Origin of the sequence: Serratia sp. 3ACOL1, assembly GCF_003668775.1 — a bacterium.
Classification (GTDB): domain Bacteria; phylum Pseudomonadota; class Gammaproteobacteria; order Enterobacterales; family Enterobacteriaceae; genus Chania; species Chania fonticola.
The window spans coordinates 4,029,940-4,046,929 of record NZ_CP033055.1; the positions used below are offsets into that span (position 1 = coordinate 4,029,940).

General features: G+C 53.4%; 8 protein-coding genes, 1 tRNA gene, 3 rRNA genes and 1 pseudogene. 2 read left to right on the forward strand and 11 right to left on the reverse strand.

The window, feature by feature from the left end:
• Positions 1–22: 22 nt before the first annotated feature.
• The 10 genes and pseudogenes from birA to pepQ form a co-directional block, all read right to left on the reverse strand.
• Positions 23–985 (reverse strand): bifunctional biotin--[acetyl-CoA-carboxylase] ligase/biotin operon repressor BirA, encoded by a 963-nt coding sequence (gene birA / locus D9980_RS18195; RefSeq protein WP_121608046.1) that lies wholly within the window; start codon positions 983–985, stop codon positions 23–25.
• The gene (gene murB / locus D9980_RS18200; protein WP_121608047.1) at positions 982–2,019 is read right to left on the reverse strand and encodes a UDP-N-acetylmuramate dehydrogenase; all 1,038 of its coding nucleotides are present in this window, start codon (positions 2,017–2,019) and stop codon (positions 982–984) included. Before murB ends, birA begins: the two co-directional genes overlap by 4 nt.
• A gap of 651 nt (positions 2,020–2,670) precedes the next feature.
• Positions 2,671–2,786: ribosomal RNA gene (gene rrf / locus D9980_RS18205) — 5S ribosomal RNA — on the reverse strand.
• 105 nt (positions 2,787–2,891) lie between these two features.
• A 23S ribosomal RNA gene (locus D9980_RS18210) occupies positions 2,892–5,799 on the reverse strand.
• A gap of 243 nt (positions 5,800–6,042) precedes the next feature.
• Positions 6,043–6,118, reverse strand: a tRNA-Glu gene (locus tag D9980_RS18215).
• Between the two features lie 145 nt (positions 6,119–6,263).
• A 16S ribosomal RNA gene (locus tag D9980_RS18220) occupies positions 6,264–7,804 on the reverse strand.
• Together the 16S, 23S and 5S rRNA genes with 1 tRNA gene alongside form the textbook arrangement of a ribosomal RNA operon.
• Positions 7,805–8,237: 433 nt before the next feature.
• On the reverse strand, positions 8,238–8,771 hold the full coding sequence (gene hemG / locus D9980_RS18225; protein WP_021181453.1) for a menaquinone-dependent protoporphyrinogen IX dehydrogenase: 534 nt from the start codon (positions 8,769–8,771) through the stop codon (positions 8,238–8,240).
• 23 nt (positions 8,772–8,794) lie between these two features.
• Positions 8,795–10,245: pseudogene (gene trkH / locus D9980_RS18230) on the reverse strand (Trk system potassium transporter TrkH).
• 35 nt (positions 10,246–10,280) lie between these two features.
• Positions 10,281–10,895, reverse strand: coding sequence for an IMPACT family protein (locus tag D9980_RS18235; protein ID WP_021807951.1), 615 nt, complete (start codon positions 10,893–10,895; stop codon positions 10,281–10,283).
• A complete protein-coding gene (gene pepQ / locus D9980_RS18240; RefSeq protein ID WP_121608048.1) occupies positions 10,895–12,226 on the reverse strand; it encodes a Xaa-Pro dipeptidase in 1,332 nt (443 codons plus the stop codon). Before pepQ ends, D9980_RS18235 begins: the two co-directional genes overlap by 1 nt.
• A gap of 320 nt (positions 12,227–12,546) precedes the next feature.
• Here pepQ and fadB point away from each other — a divergent pair, with 320 nt between their 5' ends.
• On the forward strand, positions 12,547–14,739 hold the full coding sequence (fadB, locus tag D9980_RS18250) for a fatty acid oxidation complex subunit alpha FadB (protein WP_121608049.1): 2,193 nt from the start codon (positions 12,547–12,549) through the stop codon (positions 14,737–14,739).
• Between the two features lie 10 nt (positions 14,740–14,749).
• Entirely contained in the window at positions 14,750–15,913 is a 1,164-nt protein-coding gene (fadA, locus tag D9980_RS18255) for an acetyl-CoA C-acyltransferase FadA (RefSeq protein WP_021181458.1), read from the forward strand.
• 355 nt (positions 15,914–16,268) lie between these two features.
• On the opposite strand, the gene fre is transcribed toward fadA, so the two are convergent.
• Positions 16,269–16,970: an NAD(P)H-flavin reductase gene (fre, locus tag D9980_RS18260; protein ID WP_024485471.1), complete on the reverse strand. Its 702-nt coding sequence runs from the start codon at positions 16,968–16,970 to the stop codon at positions 16,269–16,271.
• Positions 16,971–16,990: the final 20 nt, after the last annotated feature.

Sequence of the window (16,990 nt, forward strand, 5' to 3'; positions counted from 1 at the left end):
CAATGGCCTCTCTTATTTTAGCTTATTCAGCACTCCGCAAAGATATCTCACCACCAATAAAGGGTTTTATTACCCCTTCCTGCTCAAGCAGCAATGCGCCCTGCTGATCAATACCGCGGGCAATACCAAAAATCTGTTGTTCACCAATTAATAGCTTAACCGGGCGATCGATAAAGTTATCTAATTTACGCCAACGTGAAATAAAGGGAGCTAACCCGTCTATTTCAAATTGCCGTAATGAATTGCGTAGCTCATTAAGCAATTTGGCGGCCAATTCATTACGATCGATAGTGATCCCGGCTTCCTGTAGGTTGATCCAGCGCTGATCAATCTGACTGGCGTTGGTTTCGCGCATCGCCATGTTGATACCCGCTCCGAGCACCAACTGGGCTGCATCCCCGGTTTTACCAGTCAGCTCAACCAGAATACCGGCCAACTTGCGATCGTTAAGGTATAAATCATTTGGCCACTTCACACGAACCTGTTCTGCACCGAGACGCTGCAACACTTCTGCCATCACGATGCCAATAACCAGGCTTAACCCCATCGCGGCCGCCGGCCCTTGTTCAAGACGCCAGAACATGGATAAATATAGGTTAGCTCCGAAGGGTGAAATCCACTGACGACCACGCCGCCCACGTCCTGCCTGCTGATACTCGGCTATGCAGGCATCACCGGAAGTCAGTTCTGCAAGCCTGTCCAACAGATACTGGTTGGTTGAATCAACCACGGGCAACACCGTGACACGCTTGTCTTCCAGTAAGCCAAGAATACGCTCAGCGTCCAGCAAGTTGATCACCGCAGGTAGGCTATAGCCTTTCCCCGGAACCGTGAACACATCCAAACCCCACTCCCGGATGGTCTGAATATGCTTGTTAATCGCTGCGCGGCTCATTCCCAATGACTCACCCAAATGTTCGCCAGAGTGGAACTCGCCGTCCGCCAGTAGGGAGATGATCTTCAGTGGAACTGTGGTGTCTCTCATGAAATGACCTCTACGGCATCCTGCTCACCAGTGGCCCCCATAAAACGTACCTCCGGTTCTAACCAGACATCGAATTTCTGCGCTACCGTATTGCGCACGTGCCTGGCCAGTGCCACCACATCCTGGCTGCTGGCATTATCGACATTTACCAATACCAAGGCCTGATGACGGTGCACCGCTGCGCCACCGATCTGATGCCCCTTGAGTGAACACTGATCGATCAGCCAACCGGCAGCCAACTTTTCTTGCCCGTCCGGCTGCGGATAATGTGGCATTGCAGGATACTGGGCTAATAACGTTTTAGCGGCTTCCCCGCTCACCAGCGGGTTTTTAAAGAAGCTACCTGCATTACCGGTAATACGTGGATCTGGCAGCTTGCTGCGCCGCATGGCGCATACCGCGTCAAATACCTGCTGCGGCGTTACCGTCTTGGGATCCAGCTTGGTAAGGTCGCCGTAGTTCAGCAACGGGCTCCACTGTTTGCTAAGCCGTAAACCAACGCCCACAATCACGAAGCCTTGCTTAAGTTCATGCTTAAAAACGCTTTCCCGGTAACCAAATTGGCAGCGTTCAGGATCCATGCGATCGATTTCACCCGTAGTTAGGTTCAGCAGATCGACATACTCACAGACCTGTTTGAGCTCAATACCGTACGCCCCGATATTCTGGATCGGAGCCGAACCGACCAACCCCGGGATCAATGCCAGATTTTCCAGCCCGGGGATGCCACGCTCGAGCATCTGGCTAACCAGATGGTGCCAATTCTCCCCGGCGCTAACATGCAGATGCCAGGCGTCCTGCTCTTCCCTGACGGTGATACCTTTTAACTGGTTAATCATGACCGTACCGGCAAAATCCTCCAGGAACAGGACGTTGCTCCCTTCACCGAGTACCAGCAGTGGCTCTTGGCGCTTTTGCGCTTGCTGCCAGGCTTTAATCATCATTTCAATTTCTTCAGCAATGACTAAATGCGCTGCGTTGACCGGGAGCGCAAAAGTATTGTGATTTTTTAAAGACGCGCTTTCAGTAGACATGATTTAAATACTCTGACGGAACAAATTATCATCTAGTCTACTCGATCCACCGCGCATGGCTATTATTTGTTTTTATTCACTTGTAATTTCTTGTTAGCTAATAACCGCTGACTTCATCGGACATTAAAAATATCCTTGCAAATCATAATAATATGATAATTCCATTATCTCGATTCAAGCACAAGTCTAAGTTATATAAAGGCTATAGGCATTAATGATATGTATGAATTAGCCAGGCGGGTGTGGAACTAAAAATTTCATGAATATTTCCAGGTGGGAACCCGGTTATATTTAATCGTTTACCGATGCGGAGATAATTCGGGATAGCCGAGTAATGACCCCTCACCTTAACCCTCTCCCACAGGGAGAGGGAACCGATCGAGTCCGCTGATATTCCTGCGCAATACCCCATCTTTCTTCTTGCTCCCAACGTTCTGAAGCAGTACAGGCTAATCAAAGGTTCCGACTTGCCGAAGCCGCACAGGCTCACCCACGATGCCGGACAGCTCCCTCTCCCCTACACAAGTGTTCAGGATATTCTCGGTGGGTACTCTGGGAGAGGGCTGGGGTGAGGGGTTTTCACTGTTATTTCCTGTTTTCTGCGCATAGCAAAAAGGCCATCCTTGCGGATGGCCTCTTGGCTTAATTGATGCCTGGCAGTGTCCTACTCTCGCATGGGGAGACCCCACACTACCATCGGCGCTACGGCGTTTCACTTCTGAGTTCGGCATGGGGTCAGGTGGGACCACCGCGCTATTGCCGCCAGGCAAATTCTGTTTCATTCCAACCGCTTCACTCTCGTGTCGCCATCGAAACCAATCTCGGAACGTCGCTGAAAATTGTCGTCTACTCTAAAACACCTTTGGTGTTGTAAGGTTAAGCCTCACGGATCATTAGTACTGGTTAGCTCAATGCATCGCTGCACTTACACACCCAGCCTATCAACGTCTTAGTCTTAAACGTTCCTTCAGGGGCCTTAAAGGCCCAGGGAAGACTCATCTCGAGGCAAGTTTCGCGCTTAGATGCTTTCAGCGCTTATCTTTTCCGCACTTAGCTACCGGGCAGTGCCATTGGCATGACAACCCGAACACCAGTGGTGCGTTCACTCCGGTCCTCTCGTACTAGGAGCAACCCCTCTCAATCTTCCAACGCCCACGGCAGATAGGGACCGAACTGTCTCACGACGTTCTAAACCCAGCTCGCGTACCACTTTAAATGGCGAACAGCCATACCCTTGGGACCTACTTCAGCCCCAGGATGTGATGAGCCGACATCGAGGTGCCAAACACCGCCGTCGATATGAACTCTTGGGCGGTATCAGCCTGTTATCCCCGGAGTACCTTTTATCCGTTGAGCGATGGCCCTTCCATTCAGAACCACCGGATCACTAAGACCTACTTTCGTACCTGCTCGAGCCGTCACTCTCGCAGTCAAGCTAGCTTATGCCTTTGCACTAACCTCACGATGTCCGACCGTGATTAGCTAACCTTCGTGCTCCTCCGTTACTCTTTGGGAGGAGACCGCCCCAGTCAAACTACCCACCAGACACTGTCCTCACCCCAGATTATGGGGCCGAGTTAGAACATCAAACATTAAAGGGTGGTATTTCAAGGTTGGCTCCATGCAGACTGGCGTCCACACTTCAAAGCCTCCCACCTATCCTACACATCAAGGCTCAATGTTCAGTGTCAAGCTATAGTAAAGGTTCACGGGGTCTTTCCGTCTTGCCGCGGGTACACTGCATCTTCACAGCGAGTTCAATTTCACTGAGTCTCGGGTGGAGACAGCCTGGCCATCATTACGCCATTCGTGCAGGTCGGAACTTACCCGACAAGGAATTTCGCTACCTTAGGACCGTTATAGTTACGGCCGCCGTTTACTGGGGCTTCGATCAAGAGCTTCGCCTTGCGGCTGACCCCATCAATTAACCTTCCAGCACCGGGCAGGCGTCACACCGTATACGTCCACTTTCGTGTTTGCACAGTGCTGTGTTTTTATTAAACAGTTGCAGCCAGCTGGTATCTGCGACTGGCTTCAGCTCCGAGAGCAAGTCTCTTCACCTACGCGCCAGCGTGCCTTCTCCCGAAGTTACGGCACCATTTTGCCTAGTTCCTTCACCCGAGTTCTCTCAAGCGCCTTGGTATTCTCTACCTGACCACCTGTGTCGGTTTGGGGTACGATTTGATGTTACCTGATGCTTAGAGGCTTTTCCTGGAAGCAGGGCATCAACTACTTCTGCACCGTAGTGCATCGTCATCACGCCTCAGGGTTGATAGCGTTCCGGATTTACCAGGAACACCCCCCTACACGCTTAAACCGGGACAACCGTCGCCCGGCTAGCCTAGCCTTCTCCGTCCCCCCTTCGCAGTAACACCGAGTACAGGAATATTAACCTGTTTCCCATCGACTACGCCTTTCGGCCTCGCCTTAGGGGTCGACTCACCCTGCCCCGATTAACGTTGGACAGGAACCCTTGGTCTTCCGGCGAGCGGGTTTTTCACCCGCTTTATCGTTACTTATGTCAGCATTCGCACTTCTGATACCTCCAGCAAACCTCACAGTTCACCTTCAACGGCTTACAGAACGCTCCCCTACCCAACAACGCCTAAGCGTCGCTGCCGCAGCTTCGGTGCATGGTTTAGCCCCGTTACATCTTCCGCGCAGGCCGACTCGACCAGTGAGCTATTACGCTTTCTTTAAATGATGGCTGCTTCTAAGCCAACATCCTGGCTGTCTATGCCTTCCCACATCGTTTCCCACTTAACCATGACTTTGGGACCTTAGCTGGCGGTCTGGGTTGTTTCCCTCTTCACGACGGACGTTAGCACCCGCCGTGTGTCTCCCGTGATAACATTCTTCGGTATTCGGAGTTTGCATCGGTTTGGTAAGCCGGGATGGCCCCCTAGCCGAAACAGTGCTCTACCCCCGAAGATGAGTTCACGAGGCGCTACCTAAATAGCTTTCGGGGAGAACCAGCTATCTCCCGGTTTGATTGGCCTTTCACCCCCAGCCACAAGTCATCCGCTAATTTTTCAACATTAGTCGGTTCGGTCCTCCAGTTAGTGTTACCCAACCTTCAACCTGCCCATGGCTAGATCACCGGGTTTCGGGTCTATACCTTGCAACTATTCGCCCAGTTAAGACTCGGTTTCCCTACGGCTCCCCTATACGGTTAACCTTGCTACAAAATATAAGTCGCTGACCCATTATACAAAAGGTACGCAGTCACACCACGAAGGTGCTCCCACTGCTTGTACGTACACGGTTTCAGGTTCTATTTCACTCCCCTCGCCGGGGTTCTTTTCGCCTTTCCCTCACGGTACTGGTTCACTATCGGTCAGTCAGGAGTATTTAGCCTTGGAGGATGGTCCCCCCATATTCAGACAGGATGTCACGTGTCCCGCCCTACTCATCGAACTCACAGTTAATGCATTTTAGTGTACGGGGCTATCACCCTTTGCTGCGCGACTTTCCAGACGCTTCCACTAACACAAGAACTGATTCAGGTTCTGGGCTGTTCCCCGTTCGCTCGCCGCTACTAGGGGAATCTCGGTTGATTTCTTTTCCTCGGGGTACTTAGATGTTTCAGTTCCCCCGGTTCGCCTCGTATGGCTATGTATTCACCATACGATAGTGTGTCGAAACACACTGGGTTTCCCCATTCGGGTATTGCCGGTTATAACGGTTCATATCACCTTACCGACACTTTTCGCAGATTAGCACGCCCTTCATCGCCTCTGACTGCCTAGGCATCCACCGTGTACGCTTAGTCACTTAACCTCACAACCCGAAGGTGTTTCTGTAAACAGAGAACACTGTCGTGCTGTTTATTTGAGAGACTCTATGACAGGTTAATCCTTACCCCAATAGTTCTACGGAGGGATAAGTTTCAGCTGTCATGTTTCAATTTTCAGCTTGTTCCAGATTGTTAAAGAGCAATATCTTAAACACGACTCGCAAGAGTCATCTTTAAGATAATCAGTCACGAATGACCGGTGATAATGTCTTTCACTCATTATCGGATGGCGTCCCCAAGGGGATTCGAACCCCTGTTACAGCCGTGAAAGGGCAGTGTCCTAGGCCTCTAGACGATGGGGACACAAAATCCGATTAAACCCAGGGTTTAACCGTTTCTCGTATCAGCATGAGTCCAGAAGACTCATTACATCAACAGGTAGCGCTTTGCTCATTACTTTTCATCAGACAATCTGTGTGGACACTGCACTCAACTGCATATCTTTAGGTAAGGAGGTGATCCAACCGCAGGTTCCCCTACGGTTACCTTGTTACGACTTCACCCCAGTCATGAATCACAAAGTGGTAAGCGCCCTCCCGAAGGTTAAGCTACCTACTTCTTTTGCAACCCACTCCCATGGTGTGACGGGCGGTGTGTACAAGGCCCGGGAACGTATTCACCGTAGCATTCTGATCTACGATTACTAGCGATTCCGACTTCACGGAGTCGAGTTGCAGACTCCGATCCGGACTACGACATACTTTATGAGGTCCGCTTGCTCTCGCGAGTTCGCTTCTCTTTGTATATGCCATTGTAGCACGTGTGTAGCCCTACTCGTAAGGGCCATGATGACTTGACGTCATCCCCACCTTCCTCCGGTTTATCACCGGCAGTCTCCTTTGAGTTCCCACCATTACGTGCTGGCAACAAAGGATAAGGGTTGCGCTCGTTGCGGGACTTAACCCAACATTTCACAACACGAGCTGACGACAGCCATGCAGCACCTGTCTCACAGTTCCCGAAGGCACCAATCCATCTCTGGAAAGTTCTGTGGATGTCAAGAGTAGGTAAGGTTCTTCGCGTTGCATCGAATTAAACCACATGCTCCACCGCTTGTGCGGGCCCCCGTCAATTCATTTGAGTTTTAACCTTGCGGCCGTACTCCCCAGGCGGTCGACTTAACGCGTTAGCTCCGGAAGCCACGCCTCAAGGGCACAACCTCCAAGTCGACATCGTTTACAGCGTGGACTACCAGGGTATCTAATCCTGTTTGCTCCCCACGCTTTCGCACCTGAGCGTCAGTCTTTGTCCAGGGGGCCGCCTTCGCCACCGGTATTCCTCCAGATCTCTACGCATTTCACCGCTACACCTGGAATTCTACCCCCCTCTACAAGACTCTAGCTTGCCAGTTTCAAATGCAGTTCCCAAGTTAAGCTCGGGGATTTCACATCTGACTTAACAAACCGCCTGCGTGCGCTTTACGCCCAGTAATTCCGATTAACGCTTGCACCCTCCGTATTACCGCGGCTGCTGGCACGGAGTTAGCCGGTGCTTCTTCTGCGAGTAACGTCAATGAACGGTGCTATTAACACCGAACCCTTCCTCCTCGCTGAAAGTGCTTTACAACCCGAAGGCCTTCTTCACACACGCGGCATGGCTGCATCAGGCTTGCGCCCATTGTGCAATATTCCCCACTGCTGCCTCCCGTAGGAGTCTGGACCGTGTCTCAGTTCCAGTGTGGCTGGTCATCCTCTCAGACCAGCTAGGGATCGTCGCCTAGGTGAGCCATTACCTCACCTACTAGCTAATCCCATCTGGGCACATCCGATGGTGTGAGGCCCGAAGGTCCCCCACTTTGGTCCGAAGACGTTATGCGGTATTAGCTACCGTTTCCAGTAGTTATCCCCCTCCATCGGGCAGTTTCCCAGACATTACTCACCCGTCCGCCGCTCGTCACCCAGGAGCAAGCTCCCTGTGCTACCGCTCGACTTGCATGTGTTAGGCCTGCCGCCAGCGTTCAATCTGAGCCATGATCAAACTCTTCAATTAAAAGCTTGATTTGCTTCAACTCGTGAAGCGATGCTCGAAAATTAACTTTCGTAATAATTCATTCGCATGAATTACTGCTTGGTCACTCTTCAAGACTTGATATTTTTTTGCTACCGAAGTAGCTGGATATCGTCTTGTGAGTGCCCACACAGATTGTCTGATAAATTGTTAAAGAGCGTTCGTTACCGGTAAGTTTCTCGGTAACGCGGGAGGTGCATATTACGCTTTCCCGCTGAAGAGTCAACCTTTTTCTCTTACGAGACGCGGTGTTTTCACCGGGTTGCTTCTTCCTGGCTGGGTGACTTGTTCGTCGTTGTTCCCGGTCAGTGGAGGCGCATTATAGGGAGTTCTCAGAAGGGCGCAACCCCTAAATTCAAAAAACTTTTCAAGCGCGGCTTTTTTCGGCAAAACGCTGCACAAGGCAGCATTTCTATCACTTTTCGTACTGGATGCGGCTGAATTCCTGGGAAAAACGGTCCACCTGCTGCCAATCTGTATATTCCACTTCTTTACTGGTATCCGTCTCTCCCCCGGTCATTTTCATAATAAAGCGGATCATGACGCGATCGAACCAGCGATAACGCGGATAACGCAGCGCACCGGCGAACACGGCGCACTGCTTCGGCTGCCAAGGTGATGACAGTAAGAACTTACGGGTGTAGGCATTGGTTTGCGGCGAACGCTTTTCCGGTTTGCGTGCCGTCAGGTTAACCGCGAAGAACGCACTAGGCATCTGATTCAGTTGATCAGCGTGGCGCTTCACAAATCGGTGTAATGCCGTATTGAAATGCCCGTAGCGTATCGAAGCCCCTATAAGTACCTGTTGGTACTGCCCAAGCTCGATATGCTCTGCCTGCTGCAGATCGATAACGTCGCAGTTCAGGGTATCCTGCAACTGGTTAGCTATATAAGCAGCAATAGAGTGTGTTTGTCCGTCACGGCTCGAATAGAGAATCAGTGCCTTCATGGCGTTACTCCTCGTAGATACATTTACTCACGCCAGAAAGTCGGTGTGAAGAGAACCAGCAGCGTAAACACTTCCAAACGGCCAAACAGCATGGTCAAGACCAGTACCCACTTTGCCGGTGGCGGCATGGTGGTAAAGTTATCGGCGACGACGCCGAGGCCCGGCCCCAGGTTATTAAGCGTAGCCGTTACCGCGGCAAAGGCCGAGAACTCGTCCACGCCGGTGGCGATAATGGCCAGCATGCTGACGATAAATACCAATGCATAGGCGGAGAAGAATCCCCACACCGCTTCAAGAATACGCTCCGGCAACGCGCGGTTGCCTAACTTGATGGTGTAAACCGCATTTGGATGCACCAACCGCTTCAACTCACGCGATCCTTGCAGATACAGCAGCAGGATGCGGATCACTTTTAAGCCACCGCCGGTTGAGCCCGCGCAGCCACCGATAAACGCTGAACAGAGCAGGAGCATTGGCAAGAACAGTGGCCATTTGGCGATGCTGTCGGTGGTAAACCCTGCAGTGGTTGCCATCGACACGACCTGGAAGAAAGCCTGATTAAGCGTTTCCATGCCGCTTCTATATATACCGTGCCACCACAGCACCACGGTACACACCGCCACCAGCGTGAACTGCACGGCGATAAACATGCGAAATTCCGGATCGCGCCAGTACACTTTCAAGCTGCGCCCGCTGAGCAAGGCAAAGTGCAAGCCGTAGTTACAACCGGAGATCAATAGGAACACAGCGATGATGGTGTTGATGGCCGGGCTGGCAAAGTAACCCACGCTGGCATCATGCGTGGAAAAGCCCCCGATGGCGATAGTTGCAAAGCTGTGACCGATAGCATCGAATACCGACATTCCGGCGCCCCATAACGCCAGCGCGCAGGCAATGGTCAGCAGTACGTAAATCAGCCACAAGGTCTTGGCCGTTTCGGCAATACGCGGGCGCATTTTATTGTCTTTCAATGGGCCGGGCATTTCCGCACGGTATAGCTGCATGCCCCCGACGCCGAGGATAGGCAGTATGGCGACGGCCAGCACGATGATCCCCATCCCCCCATCCATTGCAGCATCTGGCGATAGAATAAGATGGCTTTAGGCAAGGAGTCTAACCCGACCAGGGTGGTAGCTCCGGTAGTGGTTAAACCCGAGAAGGATTCGAAAAAGGCGTCTGTCAGGGAGAGATTGGGCCGTTCGGAAAACAGGAAAGGTAATGCCCCCACGCTGCCCAGTACGGTCCAGAACAACACCACAATCAGGAAGCCTTCACGTGGCTTTAATTCATGCTTCTGCTTGCGGTTTGGCCACCACAGCATCAAGCCAATGGTCACGGCTACAAAGAAGGTCTGGCTGAATGCCCGCCCCGCTCCGTCGCGGTATATCAATGCCACCAGGCCAGGAATAAACATTGTCCCGGAAAACAGGATAACCAGCAGGCCCACAATACGGGTTATGGCGCGAAAATGCATTTCAGCACGATCCTTAACAATTCAGTTGGTGGGAATTATTGCGATATAGGGACTAATTGCAAACTTCCGCGGCTGAGATCGCGTAATTTATTCCCGAATGCCTCGGTACCCGTGGCCGGTAGTGCCAAATGTAACACCACGGCAGCACCGTAATCCCCATGCACAATCCGCCCTTCACTAAGCTGTAGCAAATTCTCTACCATTGCCAGCTGAGCATAGTCGCACTGCAAAGTATATTCGAGCTGCGGCACTTTATAGCTGACAACCAACTGCTTAAGCGCCTGTTGTACGCCGCTGCCGTATGCCCGCACCAAGCCACCGGTACCCAGCTTGATCCCACCATAGTAGCGAACTACCACCGCGGTTATTTCACCGATCCCACTGCCCATGAGCTGGCTCAGGATGGGCTTGCCCGCCGTGCCGGAGGGTTCACCGTCATCGGAGAACCCCAACTGCTGCGAATCATTCGGTGCCCCGGCAACAAAAGCCCAGCAATGGTGCCGGGCCGTTGGATGCTCGTCACGCACCTGCTGGATAAAGGCTTTGGCCGCCTCGACCCCGCAGGTAGGTGCCAGCAGAGTGATGAAACGACTTTTCTTTATCTCTTCACTGACGCTGATGACAGCGCCAGGAATGGGGTAAGGCTGCATCAGGCCAGGTTCAGATCACGCGTCATATTCTCAATACGCTTTTCGTGGATCACAATATTGTCCTCAATGCGGATACCGCCGTAAGGTTTCAACGCGTCGATACGATCCCAGGCAAAGTGTTTACTGAACTCGCCACTACGCCAAGGTGCCAACAGGGACTCAATGAAATACAGGCCCGGCTCAATGGTTAGCACCATGCCTGGTTGCATGACACGAGTGCAGCGCAGGAAGGGATATTTTGCGGGTGCTGCCAGATGAGTACCATTTTCATCCTGCATAAACCCGGCGGCATCATGCACCTGCAAACCAAGCGGGTGGCCTAAGCCGTGCGGCAGGAACGGACAGGTGATGCCTTGTTCGACCATCGCTTCTTCGCTGATGCCCGTTACCAGCTTATGATTTTTCAACAGCTTGGCGATACGTTGATGCATCTGTACGTGGTAATCCGTATAGCGAACCCCGGCTTTCATGGTATCTATCAGCGCAAGCTGTTCACTGTTGAGATCTTTCACCAGATGGGCAAACGCATTGTCGCTCTGAGCCGCATAGGTGCGAGTCAGGTCGGCGGCGTAGCCGTTGTATTCCGCCCCTGCATCGATCAGGAAGCTGCGGGATTCGGCCGGAGGTTGATGATCCAGCTTGGTGTAATGCAGTACCGCCGCATGCTCATTCAGGGCCACGATATTATCGTAAGGCACGTCCGTATCACGATGGCCAGTGGCGGTCAGGTAGGCCAGGTTGATATCGAACTCGCTCATACCGGACTGGAAGGCTTCATGAGCCGCACTGTGCCCCATCACGGCCGTTTTCTGAGCTTCGCGCATGCAGGCCAGCTCATAGCCGGTTTTGATCGAGCGACGAAAATCGAGGAAATTCAATACCGCTTGCGGGTTGATGTGTTCGGCCGCAATGCCAAGAGAGAGGGCCCGCTGTTGTGCATAGCCGATATAGCCTACACGCTCGCGCTGCTGCGGCAGTTGGCTGGCGATATCATCGGCATTGGTCAGCGGCAACAGTTCAATGGATTTGGTCCAGAAGCTGTTGGGCAGCGGTTCAACGCTATGCCAGTAATCCACCGGGGAATAGAACCACAGCTTTGGTTTGTTAACGCCGTCCACCCACAACCAGCAGTTCGGCACCGACGTTACCGGCACCCACGCCTTGAAGTTGGCGTTCACTTTAAACGGGTAGCTATGGTCGTCCAGAAAGACCCGTTGCAGCTCGCCTGAGTGGATCAGCAATGCATCCAGATTGTTGCGCTCTAATACTTCACGAGCTCGTTGTTGCAGTGTTGCCAGGTGGTCGTTATACAAAGAAGCCAGCGTTTCCATCACAGTACCCTTATGCCCTCAGAACGGAATGTGCCATCTTAACACACAGATCCCACGCTCCAACCCCATCTCCTCTTGCATGAGGTCTGCTTCGCAAACCGCTGCAAACAGATTACATCCCCGGGTGATATGGCCGCTACCCGCCAAAGTTTCTCTCCCAGGGGGGAAAAATAACTTGATTTAGTATCAAGCAATTAGCCATTCCCCCTGTGATCCGGTTTGCAAATATGCAATCTATTATTTGCAATTCATTAACATAAAAACCACACTCCTCATCATCTGGTCATACCAGATCATCTGCGCTGATTCAGGAGATAGACATGCTCTACCAAGGCGAAACATTACAAGTACACTGGCTCGACAACGGCATCGCCGAGTTGGTGTTCAACGCACCAGGCCCGATCAACAAGCTGGATACCAGCACCGTTGCCAGCCTGGGTGCCGCACTCGAGGTGCTGGAACAGCAAACCGAGTTGAAAGGGCTGCTGCTGCGCTCTGCCAAATCCGCATTCATCGTGGGTGCCGACATCACCGAGTTCCTCTCGCTGTTTGCCGCACCGGCCGAAAAGCTGCATGAATGGCTGGTGTTTGCCAATACCATCTTTAACCGGCTGGAAGATTTGCCGGTGCCAACCATCTCCGCCATTAACGGTTACGCGTTAGGCGGTGGCTGCGAATGCATCCTGGCGACCGATTTCCGTATCGCCTCTCCAGACGCACGCATCGGCCTGCCGGAAACCAAACTGGGCATCATGCCAGGATTCGGGGGTTCCGTACGTCTGCCACGCCTGCTGGGTAACGACAGCGCGCTGGAAATCATTGCCGCCGGGAAAGATATCGGCGCGAAAGACGCGCTGAAAGTCGGCCTGGTCGATGCCGTGGTCGCACCGGAGAAACTGGTGGAAGCCGCGCTGAAAGTACTGCAACAGGCGATCGACGGCCAACTCGACTGGCGCGCCTACCGTCAGCCGAAGCTGGAGCCGCTAAAGCTGAGCCCAATCGAAGCGGCCATGAGTTTCACCACTGCCAAAGGCATGGTGATGCAAACCGCAGGTATTCATTACCCTGCGCCAATGACCGCGGTAAAAACTATCGAAGCCGCCGCCAAGTTTGGCCGTGAAGAAGCGTTGAAACTGGAAACCGCCAGCTTTGTGCCTTTGGCCCGCTCTAACGAAGCGCGCGCCCTGGTGGGCATTTTCCTCAACGATCAGTTCGTGAAAAGCCAGGCGAAAAAACTGGCCAAGAACGTTGAAGCACCGAAACAGGCTGCCGTGCTGGGTGCCGGGATCATGGGGGGCGGCATCGCCTACCAATCCGCGCTGAAAGGCGTGCCGGTGATCATGAAGGACATCAGCGACAAATCCCTGACCCTCGGCATGAATGAAGCGGCCAAGCTGCTGAATAAACAGCTGGAGCGCGGCAAACTGGATGGCCTGAAGATGGCACAGGTGCTGTCAACCATCCAGCCAACGCTGGACTATGCCGGTATCGAACGCGCCCAACTGATTGTTGAGGCCGTAGTTGAAAACCCTAAGGTAAAAGCGGCGGTGTTGTCTGAAGTGGAAGCCCTGATCGGCGAAGATACCGTATTGGCCTCCAATACCTCAACCATCCCGATCAATCACCTGGCAAAATCGTTGAAGCGCCCGCAAAACTTCTGCGGTATGCATTTCTTCAATCCGGTGCACCGCATGCCGTTGGTTGAGATAATCCGTGGTGAACACTCCAGCGACAGCACTATCGCCGCCGTGGTGGCCTACGCCACCCGCATGGGCAAAACGCCGATCGTGGTCAATGATTGCCCTGGGTTCTTCGTTAACCGCGTGCTGTTCCCGTATTTTGCCGGGTTCAGTCAGCTGCTGCGCGACGGCGCAGACTTCCGTCAGATCGACAAAGTGATGGAGAAACAGTTTGGCTGGCCGATGGGCCCGGCGTATCTGTTGGATGTGGTCGGTATTGATACCGCGCACCATGCCCAGGCGGTGATGGCCAACGGTTTCCCTGAACGCATGAGTAAAAATTACCGCGATGCGATCGACGTGATGTTCGATAACCAACGCTTCGGCCAGAAAAACCAGCTGGGCTTCTACCGCTACAGCCAGGATAGCAAAGGGAAGCCGCGTAAAGATAACGACGAGCAAACCGACACTCTGCTGGCAACCGTGAGCGCATCGGCACAGACCTTCAGCAGTGAAGAGATCATCGCCCGCATGATGATCCCGATGATCAACGAAGTGGTACGCTGCCTGGAAGAAGGCATTGTGGCCAGCCCGGCAGAAGCGGATATGGCATTGGTTTACGGCATCGGCTTCCCGCCGTTCCACGGTGGCGCATTCCGCTATCTGGATACGCTCGGCACCGCTAATTACGTCGAAATGGCCCAGCGTTACGCTAATCTGGGGGCGCTGTATCAAGTGCCAGCCGGTCTGCGTGCCAAGGCAGAACGTAATGAAAGCTACTACCCGGTGGCGACAGCGGCGCTGTCTGATATCTCCACTGGCCAACCGGCATGAGGTTATAAAGATGGAAAACGTAGTTATTGTTGATGCCGTACGTACGCCAATGGGCCGCTCGAAGGGCGGCGCTTTCCGCCAGGTTCGCGCGGAAGATCTTTCCGCTCATCTGATGCGTGCCGTGCTGAGCCGTAACCCGGCGCTGAATGCCGCTGAAATTGATGATATTTATTGGGGCTGCGTGCAGCAGACGCTGGAACAAGGCTTCAACATCGCCCGTAACGCCGCGCTGCTGGCCGAGATCCCACATCGTGTGCCAGCGGTAACGGTGAACCGCCTGTGTGGTTCTTCGATGCAGGCCTTGCACGACGCAGCCCGCGCAATCATGGTAGGTGACGCACAGGTCAGCCTGATTGGCGGTGTGGAACATATGGGCCACGTCCCGATGAACCACGGCGTAGACTTCCATCCAGGCCTGAGCCGCACCGTGGCAAAAGCGGCCGGGATGATGGGCCTGACCGCAGAAATGCTGGCGAAAATGCATAATATCAGTCGCGAAATGCAGGATGAATTTGCAGCCCGCTCCCACCAACGTGCCCATGCCGCTACGTTGGCCGGCTATTTCAAGAACGAAATTATCCCCACCACTGGCCATGACGCCGACGGCGTACTGACTCGTTACGATTATGATGAAGTGATCCGCCCGGAAACCACCGTTGCCAGCCTGGCGGCATTGCGCCCGGCGTTTGACCCGGTCAACGGCACCGTCACCGCAGGTACCTCTTCCGCACTGTCTGACGGCGCTTCCGCCATGTTGATCATGAGCGAGTCCCGCGCCAAGTCGCTCGGCCTGAAGGCTCGTGCCCGCATCCGCTCAATGGCGGTCGTGGGATGCGATCCTTCGATCATGGGCTATGGTCCGGTGCCTGCCAGCAAACTCGCGCTTAAACGCGCCGGTCTGAGCGTGCAGGATATCGATCTGTTTGAATTGAATGAGGCCTTTGCCGCCCAGTCGCTGCCCTGCATTAAAGATCTGGGACTGCTGGAAAGCATGGACGATAAGATCAACCTAAACGGCGGTGCGATTGCCCTGGGCCACCCATTAGGCTGCTCCGGCTCTCGTATCTCCACCACCCTGCTGAATAATATGGAACGCCGTGACGTGCAGTTTGGTCTGGCCACCATGTGTATCGGCCTGGGTCAGGGGATTGCCACGGTATTTGAACGCGTTTAGCTGTGTCTGATTGGATGCCCCAAAAGGGCATCCCAAAGGTTTTGTTGCCGTACTTCCCGCCTGTCAGGGGCGGGTTTTTTATGCCTGGAATTCGGCACCAATAAAAACGGGGCAGCACCTGGCCACCCCGCTTGTACTAATCGACATTTTATACCCTATGGATTTCAAGCTGCGGCTAGGCGACAAGCTTACTCATCCCCAGGAGCTTACTTTTGGGTAAGTGACTGGGGTGACAAATCTGTCAGGAACAGATTTGAACGCTGTATCCAGCGGCCCCGTAAGGGGTGAGGCCCATGGACGGGTCGAATAACTAAGCGCAGGTAACAACGCTGCAGCTTGAAAGACGACGGGTATATCAGATGAACGCGAAAGCATCGCCAAACATGTGCGCTTCCAGTGCGCCACGCTCAGCACAGAAACGCTCACGGGCAATTTTCGCCATCTCGAAACGCCCTGCGATATAGATATCATGCTCCGCCAGCGAGCCAAAATCCTGTAACACGGCGCTCAGCACCGTGCCGCTGCGGCCACGCCAGTCCTCTTCCGGCTGTTCAACTACCGGGATGACCTTCAGATTTGGGTATTGCAGTGAAATCGCCTCCAGTTCGCTGAGATCATAAAGATGCTTCAGCTCACGGCCACCCCAGTAGATTGAGATATCGCGATTGGGTTGCTGTTCCAGCGCCGTCAGCAAAATCGAGCGCGCGTAAGAGAACCCGGTACCACCGGCAATCAACACCAGCGGGCGCTCGCCCTCTTCACGCAGCCAGGCTTCACCATGCGGAATATCCACGGTGATGGCCTGCTCTTTCAGCACCCGATCCATCACCGCCATGGCATACAGGTTCAGTTCAGAAGCGCCAATATGCAGCTCGATATAATCTTGCTGTGCTGGCGTCGAAGCCACAGAGAACGGGCGTTTATCACGCTCATCCATCACTACCATCAGGTATTGCCCTGCTTTGAACGAAAACGGTGCCTCTGGCACCAAACGTACCCGATAAACGGTATCGGTAATGGCCTCTACGGAGGTCACTTTACAGCTCAGGATTGTCATGCGTTCCTCTGTCGGGTCAT

What these genes read in the sequence shown, in the direction of transcription:
- birA (WP_121608046.1), bottom strand. Translation starts at nt 985, where the DNA reads ATGAGAGACACCACAGTTCCACTGAAGATCATCTCCCTACTGGCGGAC.
- murB (WP_121608047.1), bottom strand. Translation starts at nt 2,019, where the DNA reads ATGTCTACTGAAAGCGCGTCTTTAAAAAATCACAATACTTTTGCGCTC.
- hemG (WP_021181453.1), bottom strand. Translation starts at nt 8,771, where the DNA reads ATGAAGGCACTGATTCTCTATTCGAGCCGTGACGGACAAACACACTCT.
- D9980_RS18235 (WP_021807951.1), bottom strand. Translation starts at nt 10,895, where the DNA reads ATGCAGCCTTACCCCATTCCTGGCGCTGTCATCAGCGTCAGTGAAGAG.
- pepQ (WP_121608048.1), bottom strand. Translation starts at nt 12,226, where the DNA reads ATGGAAACGCTGGCTTCTTTGTATAACGACCACCTGGCAACACTGCAA.
- fadB (WP_121608049.1), top strand. Translation starts at nt 12,547, where the DNA reads ATGCTCTACCAAGGCGAAACATTACAAGTACACTGGCTCGACAACGGC.
- fadA (WP_021181458.1), top strand. Translation starts at nt 14,750, where the DNA reads ATGGAAAACGTAGTTATTGTTGATGCCGTACGTACGCCAATGGGCCGC.
- fre (WP_024485471.1), bottom strand. Translation starts at nt 16,970, where the DNA reads ATGACAATCCTGAGCTGTAAAGTGACCTCCGTAGAGGCCATTACCGAT.